This window comes from Couchioplanes caeruleus (assembly GCF_003751945.1).
GTDB lineage: Bacteria > Actinomycetota > Actinomycetes > Mycobacteriales > Micromonosporaceae > Actinoplanes > Actinoplanes caeruleus.
On the sequence record NZ_RJKL01000001.1, the window covers coordinates 2,748,477 to 2,769,807 of the forward strand.

The window sequence follows — 21,331 nt, forward strand, 5'->3', positions numbered from 1 at the left end:
CCTGGACGGGCGATCTGCGGAACACTGTCAGTCATGGCGTACTCCCCAGAGAACCGGCCCGTGCCGGAAGCTCATCACCTGCTGCCGGACGGCGCCACGGCCCATGCCGACCACGCTCCGCCGCTGCCGGACGAACTCGCGCGGACGCTCGCCGGGCTCGGGCCCGCCGGCGCCGCCCCGTCCTCGCGCGGTACTGCGGGTACGCGGTCCCGACCGCTCGTGCTGGGGCTCGTGGGGGCGGCGCTGCTGTTCGTCCTCGTCTTCCTGGTGCAGAACACCGGTGGGGTGGAGATCGGCTTCCTCTGGGCGCAGGGACGCATCCCGCTGGCCGTGGCGCTGCTGGCCGCGGGCATGGCCGGGGCCGCGCTCGCGCGGGCGGTGGCCGCCGCCCGGGTTCCCCGGCGCCGCCGCTGAATCCTGATCGGCCCGTCCGGCACCGCGCCGGGCGGGCCTCTTCCGTCCTCGACACGGCGAGGGGCCGATCCCTTCGCTCCACGCCGACGCGGGCTCAGCGGGCGAGGTCGACGACCCAGTTGACCGCCGTCATGACCCACCCGGTCTGGCGCAGGTGGGCGACGCCCACGCCGGCCAGGAAGAGGCCCGCCACCATGTGCGAGCCCCGCGCCGTACGCCGTTCGCGGCCGAACTGGCGCTCCAGCACGAGCCGGCCCACCAGCCGCGACAGCGCGAACACGCCGCCGGCCACCACCACCGACACCAGGAAGATCACGATGGGCGTGGTGAGGTCGTCGCCGTCCGTCGAGAGGGCCCAGATGCCCCAGCAGACGAAGGCGAACAGCAGCCCCGCGAAGCTCCACTCGCCGCCGCGGCGCAACTGGGCAAGGTGCCACCCCATCGGGTGACGCTGGGCGGGCGGCGCGGCGCCGGGCCAGCCGGTGCCCGTCGGCTCGTGCTCCGCCGTGAACTGCTGCTGCGGGCGCGGAGTGACGGAAGCGCGGCCACTGGAGAACGGCGAAGGCGGCGGCGCGGCCGGGGCGGCCGGCGCGGGACCCGGATGCGCCGCCCGGGTGGGATCCGGATGCCCAGCCCGGGTGGGATCCGGATGCGCGGCGCGGGTGGGATCCGCGGCGCCCTGCAGGCGGGTCGGGTCGGAACCGCCGTGCTGACGGGCCGGGCCGGAGCCACCGTGCTGGCGGGTGGGGTCGTATTGCGGCGCCGCCGCACGCGAGGGCATGTCCGTCGTCGGCGGATCGGCCCAGGGATCCTGCGGCGGCATGTCGAGCGTCCGCTCGGGCCACTGCGGTTGCTCTGGCATCGTCCCCTCCCCTGGTACGGCCGGTCGCCGCCCCACATCGAGAGTAACGAGCCCGCAAATCGCTCGCCGTACCGCGCGCCGTCCGTTACACAAACAGCATGGACGGCTCCGGAATGACGCTCAGGGGCGGCACGGCGGAGGACTGGGACGCGATCTCGAACCTGCTCGGCCGTGTCTTCCATCACACGCCGTCGCCCGAGGAACGCGGCGTCGAGGGTTCGGTGTTCGAGCCCGAGCGGTCGCTGGTCGTCGCGGACGCCGGCACGGTGGTCGGCCACGCGGCGGCGTACACCAGGGAACTGACCGTGCCCGGTGCGATCGTGCCGGCCGCGCACGTGACCGGGGTGGGAGTCGCGCCGACCCACCGGCGGCGGGGGCTGTTCACCCGGATGATGCACCGGCAACTGCGCGAGATCGCGGACGCCGGCCGCGAGCCGATCGCGGTCCTCTGGGCCAGCGAGACCAAGATCTACCCACGTTTCGGGTACGGTCCGGCGGCGCAGCGGCTGGTCATGAACATCATGATGCGCGAGGTCGAACTGCCCGCCGCGGCGCGCGACGGCCGGCTGCGCCTGGTCGAGCCGCTCACGTCGATCGCCGAGCTGACCAAGGTGTACGAGGACCTGCGCGGCACCCGCATCGGCTGGTCCAGCCGCGACGAGCGGTGGTGGCGCTTCGTGCTGGCGGACCTCGCGTCGCGGCGCGAGGGTGCCACGGCCCAGCACGGCGTGGTGTACGAGAGCGCCGACGGGCCCACCGGATACGCCCTGTGGCGCACCAGGTCCCGCTGGAACGATCACGGCCCGGACTGCGAGGTCCAGATCCGTGAGGTGGTCGCGGCCGGCTCGGAAGCCTATCGGGCGCTGTGGCAGTTCCTGCTCACCATCGACCTCGCACGGACGGCGACCGTGTCCTTCGCGGCCGTGGACGAACCGTTGCAGTATCTGGTCGACGAGCCGCGCCGGCTCGGCAGCAACCTGTCCGACGCGCTGTGGATTCGCATCGTCGACGTGCCCCGCGCGCTGACGGCCCGGTGGTACGCCGCCCCGCTCGACGTCGTGCTCGACGTGACGGATTCGCTACTGACCGAGAACACCGGCCGCTGGCGGCTGACCGTCGACGCTTCGGGGAAGGCGAGCTGTACCCGTACGGATGACGCCGTGGACCTGGCCTGCACCGTGCTGGAGCTGGGTACGGCCTATCTCGGCGCGGTGTCGCCGGCCACGCTCGGCGCGGCCGGCGCGATCCGGGAGCTGACGAGCGGCGCGATGCAAGCGGCGTCGACGGCGTTCGGCTGGCATCGGCTGCCGAGTCCGACCGAGGTGTTCTAGGTGGGCGCCGCGGCGGTAGGTTCGGCATCATGGGTGACGAACCCGGACGCCGGCGCCGCCGCGTGCGTCCCTTCCCCTCGGCCCCGTCCGAGACCGCCTCGGGGACCGACGCGGCCGCCGACCCGCCCGCCGCGGCCGTGACCCCCGCGCCCGGGTCGGCCCCGGTGCCGGGGCCACCCCCGACGACTCCAGGCCCGGCGCCCGCCGCGGCGGCGTCAAGCCCGCCGGCACCCGGCCCGCCGGCACCCGGCCCGCCGGCACCCGGCCCGCCGGCACCCGGCCCGCCGGCACCCGGCCCGCCGGCACCCGGCCCGCCGGCGGCAGGCCCTGCGGCGAGTCCGGCTTCCATGCGGGCCGCCGCGACGGCGGGCCCGGCATCCCGGCCGCCGTCCGCGGCCGCCCGGCCCGCCGGTGCCCGTGCCGCCGCGGGATTCCGTCCCGGCCCGGCCGCCCGGCCCGCCGGCGGGGAGGACCAGTCCGAGCGCGGCCTGCGGGGGCTCGTGGGCTCGGGGTCGTCGCAGGTCAGCGTGTCGGCGGCGATGCGGGCCCGGGACGCGACCCGCCCGTCCGCGCAGCAGCTCGCCGACGCCGAGCGGGATCTCGTGATCGTCCGCCGGAACTGGGTCCCGCGCGAGGACTTGCCGAAGGGCCGCTGACGCGGCCGATCCGGCGGTCGCGATCAGGCCTGCGGAAGCGCCGGAAGCTCGCGCGTGCGCTCGAATCCGGCGAGCTGGCCGATGCGGCGGGAGTGCCGCTCGTCGCCGGAGAACGGGGTGGTCAGGAACGCCTCCGCCATCGCCGTCGCCTCGTCCAGGGTGTGCTGGCGGGCGCCGATCGCCAGGATGTTGGCGTCGTTGTGCTGGCGGGCCAACTGGGCGATCTCGATCTTCCAGGCCAGTGCCGCGCGGACGCCGGCCACCTTGTTCGCGGCGATCTGCTCGCCGTTGCCGGAGCCGCCGATGACGATGCCCAGGCTGCCCTCGTCGGCGACCACCTTCGCGCCGGTGTGGAAGCAGAACGCCGGGTAGTCGTCCTCGGGGTCGTAGACGTGCGGGCCGACGTCGACGACGTCGTATCCCTGCTTGGCGAGGTGGTTGACGAGGTGGCTCTTCAGCTCGTAGCCGGCGTGGTCGGAACCGAGGTAGACGCGCATGACGGCAGTCTGTCAAACGCCGATCAGAAGGTGAGCGCCGCCCGGAGGCCGGCGGCGATCTGGTCCGCGGCGGCGCGGGCCGCGTCGAAGAGGGCCAGCTTGCGCGCGAAGCCGTGGTTGACGCCGGCGTACCGGACATGGACGACCGGCACCCCGGCCGCGAGCAGCGCGTCCGCGTAGTCGGCGCCCTCGTCGCGCAGGACGTCGTACTCCGCGGTGATCAGCAGGGTGGGTGGCATGCCCGCGAGGTCCTCGGCGGCCAGCGGCGCCACGTCGGGGCCGAAGCGGTCCGCCGGGGCGGGGACGTAGGTCTCCCAGGCCAGCCGCATCGACGCGCGGTCGAGGCCGTAGCCGCCGACCTCGTCGTACGACGCGGAGGCCGTCATCGGGTCGATCGCCGGATAGATGAGCACCTGGTAGTCGAGCGGGGTGGTCGCGTCCCGCTGACGGCGGGCCGCGACCGTGGCGAGTTGGCCCCCCGCGCTGTCGCCGCCGATGGCCAGCCGCGACGGGTCGACGCCGAGGCTCCCGCCCTCCTTGCGAACCCAGGCCAGCACCGTCTCGACATCGTCGAGCGCGGCCGGGTGGACGTGTTCGGGGGCGAGCCGGTAGTCCACGGACAGGACCGCGCAGCCGGAGCGGTCGGCGATCCGGCGGCAGAGCCGGTCGACGGTCTCCACGCTGCCGTAGCACCAGCCGCCGCCGTGCACGTAGACGACGACAGGTGCGCCGGTGCGGGTCGCGTACAGCCGGCAGCCGACGCCGCCGGCATCCACGTCGACCACCACCGGCAGCGGGATCGCCGGGCCGCACTCCGCCTCGTTGGAGTCCTCCATGGCCTGCCGGGCGTAGCGCAGCCGCTCGAGAGGCTCGGCCGCGAGCACCTCCGCCGGTGGGCGCTGCCGGATCGCCAGCGACGCCTCGACTTGGGGATGTAGAGCCATTTTCCTGCTTTGGGTGGTGGGTGGGGTGGTCGGATCAGTCGAGCTGGGCGAGGACGAGGCCGCCCCGCGCCTTCGGGGTGAACCAGGTGCTCTTGCGGGGCAGCTTCTGCCGGGCGAGGTTGACCGCCACGAAGTCGTCGACGGTCACCGGCGCGATCAGCACCGCCAGCTCGGCGCGGCCGGCGTCGACCTCGCCACGCAGCCACTCGGCCGGGTAGTCGCCGCCGACATACGAGATCCGCTTGTCGCCCGGGTCCAGCCCGAGCGCGTCGCGCAGCAGCACCCGCTCGACCAGGGCGTGGTCGAGGTTCTCCACCGCCACGGCGCCCTCGGCGGTGGGCAGGGTGACCGCGTACGACGTGCCGTGGGCGTAGAGATGGATGGTGCCCTTGGCGGGGATGTCCGCGGGGCGCGGCAGCTCCTCGACCCGCGCGCCGGCCGCGGTGAGCTGCGCGACGAGGTCGTCGACCGGCAGCTCGGCGACGAGCCGGTTGTAGGGCTGGATGGCGACCGACGCCGGGGTGGTCACCACGGCGAGGAAACGCGGGAGGCCGCCGGTCTGCGCGGCGAGGCTGCGGTGGTTGCCGTCGGCGACGACGAGCTCGCCGCCGCCGGCGAGCGCGGTCAGGTCGTCCTGCAGCGGACCGGCGGGAACGACCCAGATCGCGTGCGTGCGCCCGCTCTGGTCCTGGTCGGTCGCCGCGGGCGGCCCGGCCGCCTCGGTCGCGGCGGCGAGCGCGGCGTGCAGCTCGTCACCCTTGCCGGTCTGCAGCAGCAGTACGGGCGAGAGCAGCGTGCGCAACGTCTCGGCGAGGGCGACGCGCTCCCGCACCTTGGCGAGGAACACGTCCTCGTTACGGATCACCAGGCCGGGCTCGTCGGCGCTGGTGGAGATCTGGTCGGTGTCGACCATGGCCCACAGACCGTATGCCGCCGGCTCGCCGGGAGCGCTGATCCGGTAGAGCACGACCACCTGCTCGGCGGGCGTGTAGCTGCCGGCCGCCTTCTCCTCGTCGAGACGGGTGGCGGCGTCGGACAGGCTGTCGAGGAAGGAGCGGCCCACCGCCTCCGGTGCCCGGTGGGGCATCTCGATGGCCAGCGCGCTGTGCGGATTGGCGGCGATGATCTCGGTGATCTCCGCGTCGTCCGCGAACTCGTCGTAGTTCTGCGCGCCGGTGCCGCCAGTGGTGATCCAGGCCCGGCTGATCGGGTGCACGACCGTCATGACCGCGAACCTACCGAAACGGGCCGGTCCCGTGGGGGCCCGGCCCCGGACCGTCCCATCCTTCAGGTCGCGCGCCGGTGCCGTCCGTACGCGGGAACCGAGGGCATGTTCCCCCGGAAGCGTGCCTCGCGGGCCCGCCGCCGCTCCTGCTGCGCGGTCCCGGCGTCGGTGACCGGCAGGCTCGACACGAGGACGGGCGGCGCGACCATCGCGGCCACGTCGGCGGGCAGGTTCGGGCAGATGCTCGCCCAGGCGCCCCGGTGCACCGCGATGGTGCTCGTGGCGACGGTGTCGGATTCGGCCATCGGAGCCTCCGGTCAGGGTGACGGTACTCACCTTTCCAACGACACTCTCACCGCGGACGTGATGTTTTCCGGCGAACTACCCGGATCGCCCTCACGGTGACAGCGGGGGGTGGTAGCTGCGGGCTCACCGCATAAGGTGGCGTGCGAAGCTCGAGGCGGGGCGACGCGGCCCTGCCAGCGTGGAGGAGAGTGAACGTGGCCGGAGTTCGGAACCTGACCCAGGTGGAGGCCGCCGAGCGGGCCCGCCTGCTCGAGGTGACGGGGTACGACATCGCCCTGGATCTGACCGACGGGGCCGGACGCCCGGGTGAGGGCACCTTCCGATCGGTCACCGAGGTCACGTTCCGCTGCGCCGAGCCGGGCGCGCAGACCTTCATCGAGGTCGCCGCCGCGTCCGTGCGCTCCGCGGTGCTCAACGGCACGCCCGTCGACACGTCCGGCTGGTCGGCCGAGAACGGTCTGACGCTGACCGGCCTCGCGGCCGAGAACACCCTCGTCGTCGACGCCGACTTCTTCTTCTCGGCGAGCGGCCAGGGCATGCAGCGCAGCGAGGACCCGGTCGACCACGAGGTCTACCTCTACAGCCAGTTCGAGACCGCGGACGCCCAGCGGGTGTACGCGGCGTTCGACCAGCCCGACCTGAAGAGCGTCTTCACCTGGCACGCCACCGTGCCGGGGCACTGGAAGGTCGTCTCGAACATGCCGGTGGAGAGCACCGTCGACGCCGAGGCGGGCGCCAAGACGGTCCACTTCGCGACCTCGCCGCGGATGAGCACGTACATCACGGCGCTGTGCGCGGGGCCGTACCACGAGGTTCGCGACAGCCACGACGGCATCGAGCTGGGCGTCTTCTGCCGGGCCTCGATGGCGCAGTACCTCGACGCCGACAACCTGTTCCTCATCACCAAGCAGGGCTTCGACTTCTTCCACGAGCAGTTCGGGGTGCGCTACCCGCTGCCGAAGTACGACCAGCTCTGGGTGCCCGACTTCAACGCCGGCGCGATGGAGAACTTCGGCTGCGTCACGCACGCCGAGGCGCACTACATCTTCCGGTCGCAGGTCACCGACTACGAGTACGAGCAGCGCGCGAACACGATCCTGCACGAGCTGGCCCACATGTGGTTCGGCGACCTGGTGACCATGCGCTGGTGGAACGACCTGTGGCTGAACGAGTCGTTCGCCGAGTGGGCGAGCCACTGGTGCAACACCGGCGCCACCCGCTTCACCGACGCCTGGACGACGTTCCTCTCGGTCCGCAAGACGTGGGGCTACCGGCAGGACCAGCTCTCCTCGACCCACCCCGTCTACTGCGAGATGCCGGACCTGGAGGCGGTCGAGGTCAACTTCGACGGCATCACGTACGCCAAGGGCGCGAGCGTCATCAAGCAGCTCGTGGCGTACGTCGGGCTGGACGCGTTCCGGGCCGGGCTGCGGGCGTACTTCCAGCGGCACGCGTGGGGCAACGCCACCTTCGACGACCTGCTGACCGAGCTGGAGACGGCGTCCGGGCGCGAGCTGCGCAAGTTCGCCGCGCAGTGGCTCGAGACCGCGCAGGTGAACACACTGCGGCCGGTCATCACCATCGGCGCGGACGGCACGTACGAGAACGTGGTCGTGCGGCAGGAGGCGCCGGCCGCGTACCCGACGCTGCGTACCCACCGCATCGGTGTCGGCCTCTACGACCTGCAGGGCGACCGGCTCGTGCGCCGCGACCGCCTGGAGATCGACGTGAGCGGCGAGGAGACCGCGATCCCGGCGCTGGCCGGGGTGCCGGCGGCCGACGTGCTGCTGGTCAACGACGACGACCTCACGTACGCGAAGCTGCGCCTCGACGAGCGCTCCATGGCGACGGTCGTGCGCCACATCGACGGCTTCGAGTCGTCACTGCCGCGGGCGCTGTGCTGGGCGGCCGCCTGGGACATGGTCCGCGACGCCGAGCTGGCGGCCCGCGACTACGTGGCGCTGGTCAGCACCGGCCTGCCCAAGGAACGCGACATCAACCTGACCACGGCCACGCTGCGGCAGGCGGCGACCACGCTGACCATGTACGCCGACCCGCAGTGGGCGCCGACCGGCTGGGCGCAGCTCGCCACCACGGCCCGTACGGCGCTGGCGGCGGCGGAGCCGGGCAGCGGCTTCCAGCTCGCCTGGGCGCGCGCCTTCGTCGGCGCCGCCCGCAGCCCCGAGGAGCTCGCGGTCCTGCGCGGCTGGCTGGAGGGCCGGGACGTGCCGGAGGGCCTGACCGTCGACACCGAGCTGCGCTGGTCGCTGCTGGAGTCGCTGGCCGCCCGGGGCGCCGCGACCGAGCCGGAGATCGCCGCCGAGCTCGACTCGGACCGCACCGCGAGCGGCGAGCGCGAGGCCGCCCTGGCCCGGGCCCTGCTGCCCACGCCGGAGAACAAGGCGGCGGTCTGGGACAAGCTCACCGGCGGCGAGAAGTTGCCGAACTGGCTCAACCGGTCGCTGCTGCAGGGCTTCCAGTCCTCGACGCAGGTGGCGTTGACCGCGCCGTACGCGCCGAAGTTCTTCGAGGTCGTGGACCAGGTCTGGGCGCGCTCGGACAGCGAGCCGGCCCAGGAGTTCGTGATGCTGGCGTACCCGGCCTATCAGGTGAGCGAGCAGACCGTCGCCTCCACCGACGCCTGGCTGGCGGGCGAGGGCCACTCGCCCTCGCTGCGCCGGCTCGTGGCCGAGGGCCGCGACGGCGTGCTGCGCGCCCTCAAGGCCCGGGCCAAGGACGCCTCCGCCTGAGCCGTCGCGCGGGTCGCGGGGAGTCCGTTCCTCGCGACCCGCAAAACTCACCGCGAAGAAAACCACCGAAAACCACACTACGTGAGTACGCTGACACTCCGCGGTGATGGAGGTGGTGCGGTGGTGGTGATCGGCCAAGGTTCCCCGGTGCGATGGGCTGCCCCTGAAGGCCCTTGGACCGAGCCGGATCTGCACCTGTTCCCGCAGGACGGCCATCGCTACGAGATCGTCGACGGCAGCCTGCACGTGACGCCGCCGCTGGACGATGCGCACGAGACCCTGGTCCAGGCGTTGATCGCGGTGCTGCGCGCGGCGGCGCCGGAGGGCTGGTGGGTGTGCGACCGGCTCGGCATCGAGCTGGGCACGAGCAACCTCATCCCGGACGTGACCGTACTGCGGCCGCACTCGTCCGGCGCGATCTGGGCGGACCCCGCGGACGTCGCCATGGTCGTCGAGGTGGAGTCCGCCACCAGCCGCAGCTACGACCGGCTGCTCAAGCCCGCCCTGTACGCCGCCGCCGGCATCCCGCGATACTGGCGCGTCGCTTCCGGGCCGGAGGTCGTGCTCTACGTCTACGAGCTGGGGCCGGACGGTTATCTGGCGCCGAGAACGATTCAGGGCGCCGACCTGGTGAAGGTCGACGCCCCGTTCCCGGTCCGGGTCGCCCCGGACACCTGGTGGTAAGACCTCGGCTCAGTGGCGGCCGGCGTGGGAGGCGAGCTGGTCGAGGCCGGCGAGGACTCCGCCCGCCAGGTCTCCGCCGGCGAACGCCGCGGCCATGGAGAGCGCGGCGAGCTTGGCGTCGCGGTCCGAGATGCGCCTGCGGGCGTCCGAGCCGGTGACGATCTCGAGGATCCGCTGGTTGGGCGAGATCGCGACGAGCACCGCGCGGGCCGCGCCCTTGAGCTCGCGGTGCAGTCGCTCCGCGCTCTCGCGGGTGGGCTCGGCGAGGTCGCCGATGTAGACGCTGAAGGTCAGGCCGGTCTGTTGGTCGGCGACGCGCAGCGCCTCGTCGAGGCGCAGCAACTGCCGCGTCGAGAACGGGCCGTCGAGCGCCGCGATGCCCTCGGGGGACATGTTGAGCTCGGGCTGCTCGGTCAGCGTCGGGCCGCCCGGGTGGTCCAGCGCCGTCAGCGGCTGCTCACCGACGCTGATGAAGGCCTGCTGCTCACCAACGGTCACTTGCGCCTCCTACCGGTCCGGGCCGGTGCCGGCCCGACTCTTCCTCGACGCCCGGCTCCAGCGCCTGCCGGCCGGAGGTCTTGCCGCCGAAGGCGGGGCTCACCTGCGCGGGCGACGCCAGGAACCAGATCGGCGCGAAGTCATACGGCCGGCCGGGCCGGTAACGGCGGTCGGGCCGGTTGCGCCGACCGCCGAGGGCGGCCAGGGCCGCGATCACGACGATGACCGCGAAGGGGATCACCGCGAAGACCAGAATCGTGCTGAATATCGACAACCTCAACGCCCCCAGGCGTCAAAAGGAACCGGGCCAAGTCACTGTGTTCCCAGTGATCCGAACGTCAATCACGGTAGCGGAGTGGGCGCCGTCACGGAGCGCCGGGTGTCAAGACCCACTACGTGGGATCTCGCGGGCCACGCGAAAACGGCGCCGAGGTGCGAAAATCACCCTCACGCGCTGTCCGCGAGGTTTCCGACCGGACGGCAGGAAGGGGAGGTCATGCGCCCATTCGTCCCGGCCGCGTTCGCCATGTTCACCCTGGCCCTGCCGGCCGTGCTGTCGCCTGCACCCGCATCGGCGGCCGCCGTGTTCGTCGAGATCAACCCCAGCACCGCCCGCGCCGGCGACCAGGTCGGCATCCGGGCTAGCTGCGACGACAACCTCGCCGCCGCCAAGGTGACGGCGGGCCCGATGGGCACCGTCACCGTCTCTCCCCGGCACGGCTTCCTGACCGCCACCGTCCGGGTCCCCGCCGCCGCGGACCCGGGCGACTACCGGATCGAGCTGCGCTGCCCCGACGGCAGGACGGCCACGACCACGCTGCACGTGGTGGCCAAGGTCGAGCCGGCGCGCGGCCCGGCGACCGGTGCCGGCGGCACGGCCCCGGGCGCGTCGGCGCCGATGCTGATCGGCGGCGGAGCGGCGACGATCGCGGCCGGCATCCTCGTGGGTTTCGTGGCGCTGCGCCGCCGCCGCGTGAGCTGAGGCGCGCCGATGTCGCGCCCGGACCCGGCCGTCCCCGGGCCCCGCAGCCCCGAGCGAGCCGCGCCCGGACCCCGGATGCCGGAGTCGGTGCTCCGTCGTCGTCCCGCCGAAATCGCCGCCGGTCCGGCCGCGCCGGCACCGCCGGCGGCACGCCTCGAGGTGACGGCCACCCCGTCCGGCGCGATGGTGCCGCCCCGCAGCGGGCGTCGGCCGGACGGCCGTTCCGCCACCGCCGTCCGGCTGCCTCCGCCGCCGCACGCGCCGGCGCGGTCGCCGCGGAGCTCGCCACGCCCCAGACGGCTCCCGGCTCCCTCGCCGGCACGCGGGCGCCGGCCCATGCCCCTCGGACTGATCGCCACGGTGCTGGTCTTCGTGGGGCTCTTCGCAGTCGGCGCGGGATTCGGCGCCGCCACCGGGTTCGCCGTCGGCGACCTGCTCAAGGGGCCGGACAAGCCGCCGCCGCGCGACTTCCCGGTGCTCGACCCCAGCCCGCCGAGACGCCTGTCGATCCCGGCCATCGAAGTGGAGGCTCCGGTGCTGTCGGTGGGGCTGGCGAAGGACGGGACCGTGGACGTACCCCCGCCGAACCGGCGCAACGAGGCGGGCTGGTTCGGCGACGGTCCCACACCGGGGCAGTTCGGCCCCGCCCTGATCGTGGGACATGTCGACAGCGACACCGGTCCGGGGGTGTTCCACCGGCTCCGGGATCTGCGGCCGGGTCAGCGGATCGAGGTCCTCCGAGAGGATGACGAGACGGCCGTCTTCCAGGTGAATTCGGTGGAGCGGTTCGGCAAGGAGAAGCTTCCGATCCAGCGGGTCTACGGCGACTACAGCAGACCGTCGCTACGCCTGGTCACCTGTGGGGGAACGTGGCTCGGCGGCGACCGGGGCTATGCCGACAACGTCATCGTCTTCGCGTCCCTGATCGGCACGAAGCGGCACCACTGATCGACCGCCGGGTCGGGGTCAGGCGGCCTCGGCCTCGACCGGGGTGGGTAGATCCAGCCAGTCCGCCCAGCGCGGGTCCGGCGTGCGGTGGCCCAGCACCCGCCAGGCCACGCCGCGGGGCGCCTGGGGCGGCGAGTGCAGCCGCCAGCCCAGTTCCGCCGGGGTCTTGTCGCCCTTGCTGTGGTTGCACTTGGCGCACGCCGCGACCACGTTCTCCCAGGCGTGCTGGCCGCCGCGGCTGCGGGGAAAGACATGGTCGATCGTCTCGGCCGAGCCACGGCAATACGCGCAGCGGCCGCCGTCCCGGGCGAAGATGGCCCGGCGGGAGAGGCCCACATGCGTCCGGTACGGCACCTTCACATATCGGGTGAGGCGCACCACCGAGGGCACCGGGAGGGCCTGGCGGGCACTGTGCAGGACGCCGTCCCCGTCGGAAACGCATTCCGCCTTGGCGGTCAGCACCAGGATGGTCGCCCGACGCACCGATACGACGCACAGCGGCTCGTAGGTAGCGTTCAGAACCAACGCGGATGAGCCCACTGTGGGTCGTATGTCAGGCATCGCGATCACCCTTCGGTGTAGGTGCTTGTTACCGCTCCCGATGTGCTTGTCGTCTCGGCCGAGTCTGAGCGAGGGCCCCGCTGACGGTGACCCTCGTGCGCCAATAGTCCCTGATGGATGACGATTTTGCGAGCACAATCTGTGGCCGGGACGTAAACGTCTGAGGTCTCATGCGAAGATGTCCGGTTCCTGAGCCGCGTCCCGCTGCGGGTACGGTGAGGACCCGTGATCTGGCAAGCTCCCACTCCCGCGCCCTCCACCGGCATCATCGTCGACACGACACCGCTGTCCGAACGCTGCAAGACGGACACCTTCTGTTCGTGGATCTACGACGAGACTAAGAACCAGTTCCTGGCCAACGGCGGCTACGTGTTCATCGTCAAGCCGTTGCGGATCCTGGCCATCGTCCTGGTCGCGATGCTGATCCGCTGGGTGCTGCACCGCGCGATCCAGCGGCTGACCACCTCGACCTCCCGGGCCGAGATGCCGGCGCTGCTCAAGCCCCTGCGCGAGCGCAAGGACAAGCAACCGGACGCGACCGAAAACCAGTTCATCCCCGAACGCCGCCGCCAGCGCGCCGAGGCGATCGGTTCGGTGCTGCGCAGCTTCGTCACCGCGGTGGTCTTCACCATGGCGGCCCTTCTGGTGATGGGCGAGCTCGGCTTCAACCTCGCCCCGCTGCTGGCCAGCGCCGGCATCGTGGGCGTGGCGCTCGGCTTCGGCGCGCAGAGCCTGGTCAAGGACCTCATCGCCGGCCTGTTCATGCTGCTGGAGGACCAGTACGGCGTCGGCGACTCGGTGGACCTCGGCGACGCGGTCGGCGTCGTGGAGACGGTCGGGCTGAGGGTGACGACCGTCCGCGACATGCGCGGCGTGCTCTGGTACATCCGCAACGGCGAGGTCATCCGCGTCGGCAACAAGAGCCAGGGGTGGGCGATGGTGGTCATCGACATCCCGATCGGCTTCGTCAACTCCGAGGAGGCGACCGCCGTGCTGCGCGAGGCGGCGCTGGCGCTGGCGGACGAGCCCGAGCACGCCACCGAGTTCCTGGAGCCGCCGGACGTCGTCGGGGTCGAGCAGATGACCGTGGACGGCGCGGTCATCCGGACCATCGCCAAGACCACGGCGGACGGTCAGCCGATGGTGCAACGCGAGTTGCGGCGCCGGCTCACCGAGGCGCTGGAGAGCTCGGGCATCGCCGAGCGCATCGCGGTGTCCCGGATGCTGCCGCGGTCGGCGGTCCCTCCGTTCGCTTCGGGCACCGCGACGGATTCCTCGGGCACGCCGGGTGGTCCCACCTGAGCTGCGAATAGGGCATTATGGGGGATGTCCGCCCTCGGCCGAACGGCCGATGATCCCCCCGTACGCCCTAGCCACGGGTCGACCGATCGGGCAGAATCGTGCAAGGAGCATCTGCACATGCAGCGTCACGTACGCGGGCTGGAGATCGTCCGGCCCGCGCTGTCCGTGGCCGACCGCCGTCGGTGAACCCGCCGGCCGTCGCGATCGATGGAGGGCCCTGGTGTCCGACGACCGACCCGCTGCACAACTCGGCGACAGGCCTGGCGGCGTGACGGAGCCGGAACGCTCGGTGACCTTCCGGGACGTCTTCGCGGTCCGCGAGTTCCGAGCCCTGTACTTCTCCCTGATCGTCAACTGGATCGGCGACTACCTGGCCCGAGCCGCGATCGTCGTGCTCGTCTACCAGCAGAGCCAGTCGGTGCTGCTGTCGGCCGCCTCGTTCGCGGTGAGCTACCTGCCGTGGATCGCCGGCGGACCGGTGCTGGCGGCCGTCGCCGAGCGCTATCCGTACCGAAGGGTCCTGATCGTCTGTGATCTGGCCCGGGCCGTGCCGATCGCGCTGATCGCGCTGCCCGATGTGCCCGTGCCCGTGATCCTCGTGCTGATGTTCGTGGCGATGCTGGGCGCGCCGCCGACCCAGGCGGCCCGGTCCGCGCTGATCCCGCTGCTGCTTCCGCGCCATCAGGTCGTGACCGGCCTGGCCGTGAACTCCTCCACCGCGCAGGCGGCCCAGGTCCTCGGCTATCTCGCCGGCGCCACGCTGGCGGCCGGGGTCGGCGCCCGGCTCGGCCTCGCGCTCGACGCCCTGTCGTTCCTCGCCTCGGCGGCGATCATCGCGGTCGGCGTCCGGCCCCGGCCGGCGGCGAGCAGCCGGGACCGGCGTCGCCACCTGCTGCGGGAGACCGGCGAGGGATACCGGCTGGTCTTCGGCACGCCGCTGCTGCGGTCGATCGCGCTGATGGTCTTCGCGCTGACGACCTTCACGATCCTGCCCGAGGGCCTCGCGGCGGGCTGGGCGGCGGTGTTCCACGACGATCCCCGGGCGCGGGGTTTCGACCAGGGCCTGATCATGGCCGCCGGGCCGGTGGGCTTCGTGATCGGCGGTCTCGCGGTGGGCCGGCTCGTCCCGCACTCGCGCCGGAACTCGTTGGTCAGACCCTTCGCCATGCTCGCACCGTTGGCGCTGGCGCTGACCATGTGGGCACCTAACGCGGCGGTCGTCGCACTCCTCGTGATGATCTCGGGCGTCGCGCAGGGGGTGCTCGTGCCGACGCTCAACGGCGCCTTCGTGCTCACCCTGCCCCACGGCTACCGTGCCCGGGCCTTCGGCGTCATGCAGGGCGGCATGCAGCTCAGCCAGGGCCTCGCGCTCATCGTCAGCGGCGCGCTCGCGCAGCAGTCGACGATCCCGCTGGTCGTCGGCTGGTGGAGCCTCGGCGGGCTGGTCCTGATGACGGTGCTGGCCATACGCTGGCGAAGCCACACCGCGAACGCCACGACCGTCGTGGCCGAGACCGCCGCGGCGCCCGAGACCGGCGCGGCGCCCGAAACCGACGCCGGGCCACCGGCCGCGGTGGCCCCTCCCCCGGCTCCTGTGCACGATCCCGCCACCCCGGCCGGCACGATCCCACCCGGTCCTGGTTCACCCGTGAGCCGTCCCCACCACGGCTACGAGCGCGCCGTCCGGCCGCCGGGACCGGATCTCACCGGCAACGCGGGCCGCCCGCGCGGACCCGCGGAGATGAACGGCGCCAAGGCGCTGCCCCGGGGAACCACCGCGCGCTCCACACCCGGCCCGGGCCGCCACTCGGCGGCTGGCAGACTGGACGGGTGAGCGAGGTCAGCTTCTTCGAGACGGTCGGCGGCGAGCCCACCTTCCGCAAGCTCGTCGACCGGTTCTACGAGGGCGTCGCGGAGGATCCTCTGCTGCGCCCGATGTACCCGGAGGAGGACCTCGGACCGGCCGCCGAGCGGCTGACGCTGTTCCTCATGCAGTACTGGGGCGGCCCGAACACGTATTCGGCCAGCCGCGGGCACCCTCGCCTGCGGATGCGGCACGCGCCGTTCCGGGTCGGCGCCGAGGAACGCGACGCGTGGCTGCGGCACATGCGCGACGCCGTGGACTCGCTCGAGCTGCCGGAGCCGCAGCACACCACCCTCTGGGACTATCTCGAGCGCGCCGCGTACTTCATGGTCAACACCATGGACGCGCATCCTGGGGGCCCGGCCGCTCGTTGATCGGGTGACCGCGTCTCGATCCCAGGAGCTGCCACCGATGCGACGCCGCCTGTTCGCCGCTGCCGCGCTGTCCTGCGCCGCCCTGCTGGGCGGGACGCCCGCGGCAGCGGACCTCGCCCATCCCGCGGTGGTCTCGGCGAATCCGGTCGACCACACGCCGCACGTGCTCGACGGCACGGTCTGGGCCCTCGCCGTGGTCGGTGACACGGTGGTGGTCGGCGGCAGCTTCACCAAGGTCCAGGACAGCACCCGCAAGCTGACCTACGACCGCAAGAACATCTTCGCGTACGGGCTCCGCGACGGCATCATCCGCCCGTTCGCCCCCGAGGTGGACGCGGCGGTCTACGCCCTGGCGCCCGGCGCCGACAACAGTGTCTACCTCGGCGGCGCGTTCAAGACCGTGAACCAGGCCGCCCAGCGCGGCCTCGCCCGGGTGTCGCTCGGCGACGGCGCGCGGCTTCCCGGCTTCACGGCGAAGATCAACTGGGGTGACGTCCGGGTCCTGAGCGCACACGGCAGCCGGCTCTACCTCGGCGGCACGTTCTCCGCGGTCAACGGCGTGCCGCGGGTCGGCCTGGCGCGGGTGCACACCAGCTCGGGTGCGGTCGACGCCGGCTTCGACGCCAAGCTGTCCGCGCCGGGGCTGAGCCGTACCCGGGTGGAGCACCTCGACCTCTCCCCCGACGGCAGGCGCCTGGTCATCATCGGCGCGCTGCTCAAGGTCGGCACGGCCGACCGGACGCAGCTCGCCATGTTCGACACCTCGGGCGCCGCGGCGACGCTGCTGAGCTGGTACACCGACGCGTACAAGCCGCAGTGCATGGAGGGCTTCGACACCTACCTGCGGCAGGTCAAGTTCTCGCCCGACGGCAGGTACTTCGTGGTGGCGGCCACCGGTCGGGCCTCCTCGCCGACGAAGCTGTGCGACTCGGCCGCCCGCTTCGAGACCGCCGGCGGCGGCCGGCACAACCCGACCTGGGTCCAGCGCACCGGCGGAGACTCGCTCTACGCGGTCGCGGTGACCGGCAGCGCCGTGTACGTCGGGGGCCACCAGCGATACCTGGACAACCCGTACGGCAGCGACGCGAAGGGCCCCGGCCCGGGCGCGGTCTCCCGGGTGGGCATCGGCGCGATCAGCCCGACGACCGGCCGGGCGCTGCCCTGGAACCCGACCCGCGAGCGCGGCGTGGGCGTCCGCGCCTTCCAGGCCGTCCCGGAGGGCCTGATCGTCGGCTCCGACACCGACCAGCTCGGCAAGGAGTACCACGGCCGCCTGGGCATGTTCCCGCTGAGCTGAGAGAACGCGGAAGGCCGGGCTCTGGGGCCCGGCCTTTTCCATGAGCGAACTACAACAAAGCGCCTTCGTCGTGGAGCCAGTCCACGAACGAGGTGGCCACCGCGGCGCCGCAGTCGATCATCTCGACCAGGAGCGCGTCGTGGGCGCCGGAGGCCAGCGGCACCTGCAGCTCGGCGTAGATCGGAAGCTGGCCACGCTCGGTGGGGTCGCCGACGTACGCCTTGCAGAAGCGTCGTGTGTGGTTCCACTCGTTGACCACGCGGTAGGCGCGGTCGGCCCAGTCGGGCGGGACGGTCGCGTGCGGGCGGGCCCGCATCACGAGGATCTCGTCGTCCGGCCCCTCGAGGGTGAACAGCACCGCGTGCCGCTCCCACATCGCCAGCAGGCTGCCGCCGCCGTCGGCGAGGAACCGGATGTCGAGCAGGTCCAGGGCTTTGCCGATCCGGGCCAGGTCGACCGGGGCGACCTGGTCGGGCTCATCGATCGTGGACAGATCGGCGGAGGATATCGCCGAGCGCTCGGGCTCACGCTGCGTCGGCACGCCGACGCGTACGGTGCTCTGCACGGCGACCTCGCCGCTCTCGCGCTCGTTGTCTCCGGACGACCCGGGACGCCATGACCACCACGGCATCGTTGTGCACCTCACTCCCCAGCAGGTCAGCCGCCGGGCGTGGCGGGTGGCCCGGGGGCGACGGTACCCGTACAGGTCGCGGAGGTCATCCCCTCAAAGGGAGGGCGCGACCGGACAACCGATGCAGCATCACCCTTTCGGGTGAGCCCCTATAGGCATAACAGTCAATTCCTGGACTGGCTGTAGCCACGCAACTCCATATGGTGCCGAAAGTCCCACCCATCGTCCCGCTGTGCACACGCGCGCTCCCGGACCGTCCATGTCGGCCGGTCCGAGGAAGCCCATCCGGGAGACCGCCTGAACGAGACGCTGCGGCACCGTCACCGAGCCACCGTCGGCCGGAGTGACGACCAGCGCGGCGTGATCCAGGAGGGCGTCACGTACCGCACGCTGCCCCACCGAACGACCACTCAACCCGCTCGAGGTGACCTCACGCAGAGTGCCCGCCGCCGCGGCCGCCAGCCGGTGGAGTTCGGACGCGGCGACCGACTCGACGGCGCGCATCCGGGCCGGCGGCAGCGGCCAGCGCCAGTCCGCGTCGCGACGGGGCGGAAGCTCGTCGTCACCCGCGGCCAATGTGGACAGCAAGGCGTCCGCGGACACCGTCGCGTCGCCCGGCCCGGGACCGGCCACCTCGCGGGTGACCAGCACGCCCCACGGCAGCCTCGCCCACAGCGCCGTACGTTCGGGGCGGCTCGACCGCAGCCGCACGGGAAGTGCCCGGTCGAGGCGGGTCAGCCGGGCGAGGAACGCCCCGGCGTCCGGAACTCCGGTGATGCCGTGCCCGGTCACGCCGCCGAGACTTCCCGGTAGGGCTCGAGGAAGGCCCTCTCCTCCGCCGTCAGCCGGCGGGGGAAACCCTCGGCCAGGTTGTACGGCACGCACACCGACCGGGCGCGGCTCGCGAGCACATCACCGTCGAAAAGCTCGTAGGAGACGGTGAACGCCGCCACCCGCAGCTCGGAGACCCACAGCTCGATGCGTACGGTGTCGCCGTAGTCCACTGGGCGAAGGTAGTCGATCTCCTGCCGGGAGATGACGATGCCGTCCTCGAACGACGTGAGCCCCTGCGCCCGCGCGCCGACGAAGAACATGGCGACGCGCGCCTCCTCGTACAGAGTGAGGAAGCGCGCGTTATTGACGTGGCCGTACGCGTCCATGTCGGACCAGCGCACGGCCGCGTCGTAGATGAACCTCATAGGGTTCCCTTGGGTTTTCCGCCGCGGGGATACTCCATCGGGTTTTCTTTCGGTTTTCCGCCGCGGGGATACTCCATCGGGTTTTCTTTCGGTTTTCCGCCGCGGGGATACTCCATCGGGTTTTCTTTCGGTTTTCCGCCGCGGGGATACTCCATCGGGTTTTCTTTCGGTTTTCCGCCGCGGGGATACTCCATCGGGTTTTCTTTCGGTTTTCCGCCGCGGGGATACTCAGTCACGCGTGAGCTTGCGGTATGTGACGCGGTGCGGTCGGGCCGCTTCCGCGCCGAGGCGATCGATCTTGTTCTTCTCGTACGCCTCGAAGTTGCCCTCGAACCAGAACCAGTTGTCGGGGTCCTCCTCGGTGCCCTCCCACGCGAGCATGTGGGTGGCGACCCGGTCGAGGAACATCCGGTCGTGGGAGATGACCACGGCGCAACCGGGAAACTCCAGCAACGCGTTCTCCAGGCTGCCGAGCGTCTCCACGTCAAGGTCGTTGGTCGGCTCGTCGAGCAGGATCACGTTGCCGCCGATCTTCAGCGTCAGCGCCAGGTTGAGGCGGTTGCGCTCGCCGCCGGAGAGGACCTTGACCGGCTTCTGCTGGTCCGGGCCCTTGAAGCCGAAGGCGGCCACGTACGCCCGGGAGGGCATCTCGACCTTGCCGACCATCAGGTGGTCGAGCCCGTCCGAGACGACCTCCCACACCGTCTGGTCTCCGTCGAGGCCGGCACGGTTCTGGTCCACGTACGAGAGGTGGACGGTATCGCCGACGCGGACCGAGCCCTCGTCGGGCTGCTCGAGGCCGACGATGGTCTTGAAGAGCGTGGTCTTGCCGACGCCGTTCGGGCCGATGATGCCGACGATGCCGTTGCGCGGCAACGAGAACGACAGGTGGTCGATCAGCGTGTGGCCGTCGAAGCCCTTGACCAGGTCGTTGACCTCGATCACCGTGTTGCCCAGGCGCGGGCCCGGCGGGATCTGGATCTCCTCGAAGTCGAGCTTTCGGGTCTTCTCCGCCTCGGTGGCCATCTCCTCGTAACGGTCGAGGCGGGCCTTGCTCTTGGTCTGGCGGGCCTTGGCGTTGGAGCGCACCCACTCCAGCTCCTCGGAGAGCCGGCGCTTCAACTTGGCGTCCTTGCGGCCCTCGACCGCGAGACGCTGGGCCTTCTTGTCCAGGTAGGTGGAGTAGTTGCCCTCGTACGGGTACGCCCGGCCGCGGTCCAGCTCCAGGATCCAGGTGGCCACGTTGTCCAGGAAGTACCGGTCGTGGGTGATGGCGATGACGGTGCCGGCGTACTTGGCGAGGTGCTGCTCCAGCCACTGCACGCTCTCGGCGTCGAGGTGGTTGGTGGGCTCGTCGAGCAGCAGCAGGTCGGGCGCCTCGAGCAGCAGCTTGCAGAGCGCGACCCGGCGGCGCTCGCCACCGGAGAGCTGGGTGACGTCGGCGTCCGGCGGCGGGCAGCGCAGCGCGTCCATCGCCAGCTCGAGCTGGGAGTCCACGTCCCAGGCGCCTGCGTGGTCGAGCTCCTCCTGGAGCTTGCCCATCTCCTCCATCAGCTCGTCGCTGTAGTCGGTGGCCATCTGCTCGGCGATCTTGTTGAACCGCTCGAGCTTGGCCTTGGTCTCCGCGACGGCCTCCTCGATGTTGCCGAGGACCGTCTTCGCGTCGTTGAGCGGCGGCTCCTGGGCGAGCATGCCGACGGTGTAGCCGGGCATCAGCCGGGCCTCGCCGTTGCTGACCTGGTCCACGCCCGCCATGATCTTCAGCAGGCTGGACTTACCGGCGCCGTTGGGACCGACCACCCCGATCTTGACCCCGGGCAGGAAGTTCAGCGTCACGTTGTCGAGCACGACCTTGTCGCCGTGCGCCTTGCGCGCCTTCTCCAAGGTGTAGATGAACTGGGCCACGGTGCGGCCTACCTCCGTGATCGTGGTTTCCGGTGCCGGAACGAGAGCACAATCTTTCCAGGTCGCTCCCGGCCACTGACGACAACCCCGCCCCGCCCGCG

24 protein-coding genes are annotated in these 21,331 nt (G+C 72.0%); 11 read left to right on the forward strand and 13 right to left on the reverse strand.

What is annotated here, in order from left to right:
- Positions 1–33 precede the first annotated feature (33 nt).
- On the forward strand, positions 34–414 hold the full coding sequence (locus EDD30_RS39885; protein ID WP_123678250.1) for a LapA family protein: 381 nt from the start codon (positions 34–36) through the stop codon (positions 412–414).
- A 94-nt stretch (positions 415–508) separates the two neighbouring features.
- Here EDD30_RS39885 and EDD30_RS12050 read toward each other — a convergent pair whose 3' ends face one another.
- Complete coding sequence (locus EDD30_RS12050) at positions 509–1,276, reverse strand: DNA-directed RNA polymerase II (protein WP_211353746.1); 768 nt, start codon at positions 1,274–1,276, stop codon at positions 509–511.
- Positions 1,277–1,374: 98 nt separating this feature from the next.
- Between EDD30_RS12050 and EDD30_RS12055 the strand changes: the two genes are divergently transcribed.
- Positions 1,375–2,607, forward strand: a complete 1,233-nt coding sequence (locus EDD30_RS12055; RefSeq protein WP_123678251.1) for a GNAT family N-acetyltransferase — start codon at positions 1,375–1,377, stop codon at positions 2,605–2,607.
- 347 nt (positions 2,608–2,954) lie between these two features.
- Positions 2,955–3,263, forward strand: coding sequence for a hypothetical protein (locus tag EDD30_RS12060; protein ID WP_123678252.1), 309 nt, complete (start codon positions 2,955–2,957; stop codon positions 3,261–3,263).
- A 23-nt stretch (positions 3,264–3,286) separates the two neighbouring features.
- Here the strand turns inward: EDD30_RS12060 and EDD30_RS12065 are convergent, their stop codons facing one another.
- The 4 genes from EDD30_RS12065 to EDD30_RS12080 form a co-directional block, all read right to left on the reverse strand.
- Positions 3,287–3,760 (reverse strand): ribose-5-phosphate isomerase, encoded by a 474-nt coding sequence (locus EDD30_RS12065; RefSeq protein WP_071804502.1) that lies wholly within the window; start codon positions 3,758–3,760, stop codon positions 3,287–3,289.
- Positions 3,761–3,783: 23 nt separating this feature from the next.
- Positions 3,784–4,704, reverse strand: a complete 921-nt coding sequence (locus EDD30_RS12070; protein ID WP_071804500.1) for an alpha/beta hydrolase — start codon at positions 4,702–4,704, stop codon at positions 3,784–3,786.
- Positions 4,705–4,738: 34 nt separating this feature from the next.
- A complete protein-coding gene (locus EDD30_RS12075; protein ID WP_071804498.1) occupies positions 4,739–5,929 on the reverse strand; it encodes a DUF1015 family protein in 1,191 nt (396 codons plus the stop codon).
- 62 nt (positions 5,930–5,991) lie between these two features.
- Complete coding sequence (locus EDD30_RS12080) at positions 5,992–6,234, reverse strand: hypothetical protein (RefSeq protein ID WP_071804497.1); 243 nt, start codon at positions 6,232–6,234, stop codon at positions 5,992–5,994.
- A gap of 195 nt (positions 6,235–6,429) precedes the next feature.
- On the opposite strand from EDD30_RS12080, the gene pepN reads away from it, so the two are divergent.
- Both pepN and EDD30_RS12090 read left to right on the forward strand, forming a co-directional pair.
- Positions 6,430–8,985 (forward strand): aminopeptidase N, encoded by a 2,556-nt coding sequence (pepN, locus tag EDD30_RS12085; RefSeq protein ID WP_071804512.1) that lies wholly within the window; start codon positions 6,430–6,432, stop codon positions 8,983–8,985.
- 147 nt (positions 8,986–9,132) lie between these two features.
- A complete protein-coding gene (locus EDD30_RS12090) occupies positions 9,133–9,669 on the forward strand; it encodes a Uma2 family endonuclease (RefSeq protein ID WP_244945214.1) in 537 nt (178 codons plus the stop codon).
- Between the two features lie 9 nt (positions 9,670–9,678).
- Here EDD30_RS12090 and EDD30_RS12095 read toward each other — a convergent pair whose 3' ends face one another.
- Positions 9,679–10,062, reverse strand: coding sequence for a DUF5130 family protein (locus EDD30_RS12095; RefSeq protein ID WP_071804508.1), 384 nt, complete (start codon positions 10,060–10,062; stop codon positions 9,679–9,681).
- A 91-nt stretch (positions 10,063–10,153) separates the two neighbouring features.
- Positions 10,154–10,441, reverse strand: a complete 288-nt coding sequence (gene ctaJ / locus EDD30_RS12100; protein ID WP_455580203.1) for an aa3-type cytochrome oxidase subunit CtaJ — start codon at positions 10,439–10,441, stop codon at positions 10,154–10,156.
- 222 nt (positions 10,442–10,663) lie between these two features.
- Here ctaJ and EDD30_RS12105 point away from each other — a divergent pair, with 222 nt between their 5' ends.
- On the forward strand, positions 10,664–11,149 hold the full coding sequence (locus EDD30_RS12105; protein WP_071804494.1) for a hypothetical protein: 486 nt from the start codon (positions 10,664–10,666) through the stop codon (positions 11,147–11,149).
- Positions 11,150–11,485: 336 nt separating this feature from the next.
- Positions 11,486–12,097: a class F sortase gene (locus EDD30_RS12110; protein ID WP_244945215.1), complete on the forward strand. Its 612-nt coding sequence runs from the start codon at positions 11,486–11,488 to the stop codon at positions 12,095–12,097.
- An 18-nt stretch (positions 12,098–12,115) separates the two neighbouring features.
- Here EDD30_RS12110 and EDD30_RS12115 read toward each other — a convergent pair whose 3' ends face one another.
- On the reverse strand, positions 12,116–12,658 hold the full coding sequence (locus EDD30_RS12115) for an HNH endonuclease (RefSeq protein WP_071804504.1): 543 nt from the start codon (positions 12,656–12,658) through the stop codon (positions 12,116–12,118).
- 225 nt (positions 12,659–12,883) lie between these two features.
- On the opposite strand from EDD30_RS12115, the gene EDD30_RS12120 reads away from it, so the two are divergent.
- The 4 genes from EDD30_RS12120 (at position 12,884) to EDD30_RS12135 (ending at position 17,495) form a co-directional block, all read left to right on the forward strand.
- Positions 12,884–13,960, forward strand: a complete 1,077-nt coding sequence (locus EDD30_RS12120) for a mechanosensitive ion channel family protein (RefSeq protein WP_071804491.1) — start codon at positions 12,884–12,886, stop codon at positions 13,958–13,960.
- Between the two features lie 217 nt (positions 13,961–14,177).
- Positions 14,178–15,794 (forward strand): MFS transporter, encoded by a 1,617-nt coding sequence (locus EDD30_RS12125; protein ID WP_394328231.1) that lies wholly within the window; start codon positions 14,178–14,180, stop codon positions 15,792–15,794.
- A complete protein-coding gene (locus EDD30_RS12130; RefSeq protein WP_071804486.1) occupies positions 15,791–16,198 on the forward strand; it encodes a globin in 408 nt (135 codons plus the stop codon). Before EDD30_RS12125 ends, EDD30_RS12130 begins: the two co-directional genes overlap by 4 nt.
- Before the next feature lie 37 nt (positions 16,199–16,235).
- Complete coding sequence (locus tag EDD30_RS12135; protein ID WP_071804484.1) at positions 16,236–17,495, forward strand: delta-60 repeat domain-containing protein; 1,260 nt, start codon at positions 16,236–16,238, stop codon at positions 17,493–17,495.
- Positions 17,496–17,544: 49 nt separating this feature from the next.
- On the opposite strand, the gene EDD30_RS12140 is transcribed toward EDD30_RS12135, so the two are convergent.
- From EDD30_RS12140 to ettA, 5 genes are all read right to left on the reverse strand, one after another.
- Positions 17,545–18,126 (reverse strand): type III secretion system chaperone family protein, encoded by a 582-nt coding sequence (locus EDD30_RS12140; protein WP_071804483.1) that lies wholly within the window; start codon positions 18,124–18,126, stop codon positions 17,545–17,547.
- Between the two features lie 129 nt (positions 18,127–18,255).
- Complete coding sequence (locus EDD30_RS12145; protein WP_071804480.1) at positions 18,256–18,918, reverse strand: DUF8185 domain-containing protein; 663 nt, start codon at positions 18,916–18,918, stop codon at positions 18,256–18,258.
- Positions 18,915–19,325, reverse strand: a complete 411-nt coding sequence (locus tag EDD30_RS12150) for an acyl-CoA thioesterase (protein ID WP_071804479.1) — start codon at positions 19,323–19,325, stop codon at positions 18,915–18,917. Before EDD30_RS12150 ends, EDD30_RS12145 begins: the two co-directional genes overlap by 4 nt.
- Positions 19,322–19,561 (reverse strand): hypothetical protein, encoded by a 240-nt coding sequence (locus EDD30_RS38245; RefSeq protein WP_148088131.1) that lies wholly within the window; start codon positions 19,559–19,561, stop codon positions 19,322–19,324. The genes EDD30_RS12150 and EDD30_RS38245 overlap by 4 nt, the downstream gene beginning before the upstream one ends.
- Positions 19,554–21,230 (reverse strand): energy-dependent translational throttle protein EttA, encoded by a 1,677-nt coding sequence (gene ettA / locus EDD30_RS12155; protein WP_071810239.1) that lies wholly within the window; start codon positions 21,228–21,230, stop codon positions 19,554–19,556. The genes EDD30_RS38245 and ettA overlap by 8 nt, the downstream gene beginning before the upstream one ends.
- Between the last annotated feature and the right edge of the window lie 101 nt (positions 21,231–21,331).

Bases quoted from the DNA above. Each gene is read 5' to 3' on its own strand.
- EDD30_RS39885 (WP_123678250.1), top strand. From the start codon at position 34: ATGGCGTACTCCCCAGAGAACCGGCCCGTGCCGGAAGCTCATCACCTG.
- EDD30_RS12050 (WP_211353746.1), bottom strand. From the start codon at position 1,276: ATGCCAGAGCAACCGCAGTGGCCCGAGCGGACGCTCGACATGCCGCCG.
- EDD30_RS12055 (WP_123678251.1), top strand. From the start codon at position 1,375: ATGGACGGCTCCGGAATGACGCTCAGGGGCGGCACGGCGGAGGACTGG.
- EDD30_RS12060 (WP_123678252.1), top strand. From the start codon at position 2,955: ATGCGGGCCGCCGCGACGGCGGGCCCGGCATCCCGGCCGCCGTCCGCG.
- EDD30_RS12065 (WP_071804502.1), bottom strand. From the start codon at position 3,760: ATGCGCGTCTACCTCGGTTCCGACCACGCCGGCTACGAGCTGAAGAGC.
- EDD30_RS12070 (WP_071804500.1), bottom strand. From the start codon at position 4,704: ATGGCTCTACATCCCCAAGTCGAGGCGTCGCTGGCGATCCGGCAGCGC.
- EDD30_RS12075 (WP_071804498.1), bottom strand. From the start codon at position 5,929: ATGACGGTCGTGCACCCGATCAGCCGGGCCTGGATCACCACTGGCGGC.
- EDD30_RS12080 (WP_071804497.1), bottom strand. From the start codon at position 6,234: ATGGCCGAATCCGACACCGTCGCCACGAGCACCATCGCGGTGCACCGG.
- EDD30_RS12095 (WP_071804508.1), bottom strand. From the start codon at position 10,062: ATGTCCCCCGAGGGCATCGCGGCGCTCGACGGCCCGTTCTCGACGCGG.
- EDD30_RS12105 (WP_071804494.1), top strand. From the start codon at position 10,664: ATGCGCCCATTCGTCCCGGCCGCGTTCGCCATGTTCACCCTGGCCCTG.
- EDD30_RS12110 (WP_244945215.1), top strand. From the start codon at position 11,486: ATGCCCCTCGGACTGATCGCCACGGTGCTGGTCTTCGTGGGGCTCTTC.
- EDD30_RS12115 (WP_071804504.1), bottom strand. From the start codon at position 12,658: ATGCCTGACATACGACCCACAGTGGGCTCATCCGCGTTGGTTCTGAAC.
- EDD30_RS12135 (WP_071804484.1), top strand. From the start codon at position 16,236: ATGCGACGCCGCCTGTTCGCCGCTGCCGCGCTGTCCTGCGCCGCCCTG.
- EDD30_RS12140 (WP_071804483.1), bottom strand. From the start codon at position 18,126: ATGCCGTGGTGGTCATGGCGTCCCGGGTCGTCCGGAGACAACGAGCGC.
- EDD30_RS12150 (WP_071804479.1), bottom strand. From the start codon at position 19,325: ATGAGGTTCATCTACGACGCGGCCGTGCGCTGGTCCGACATGGACGCG.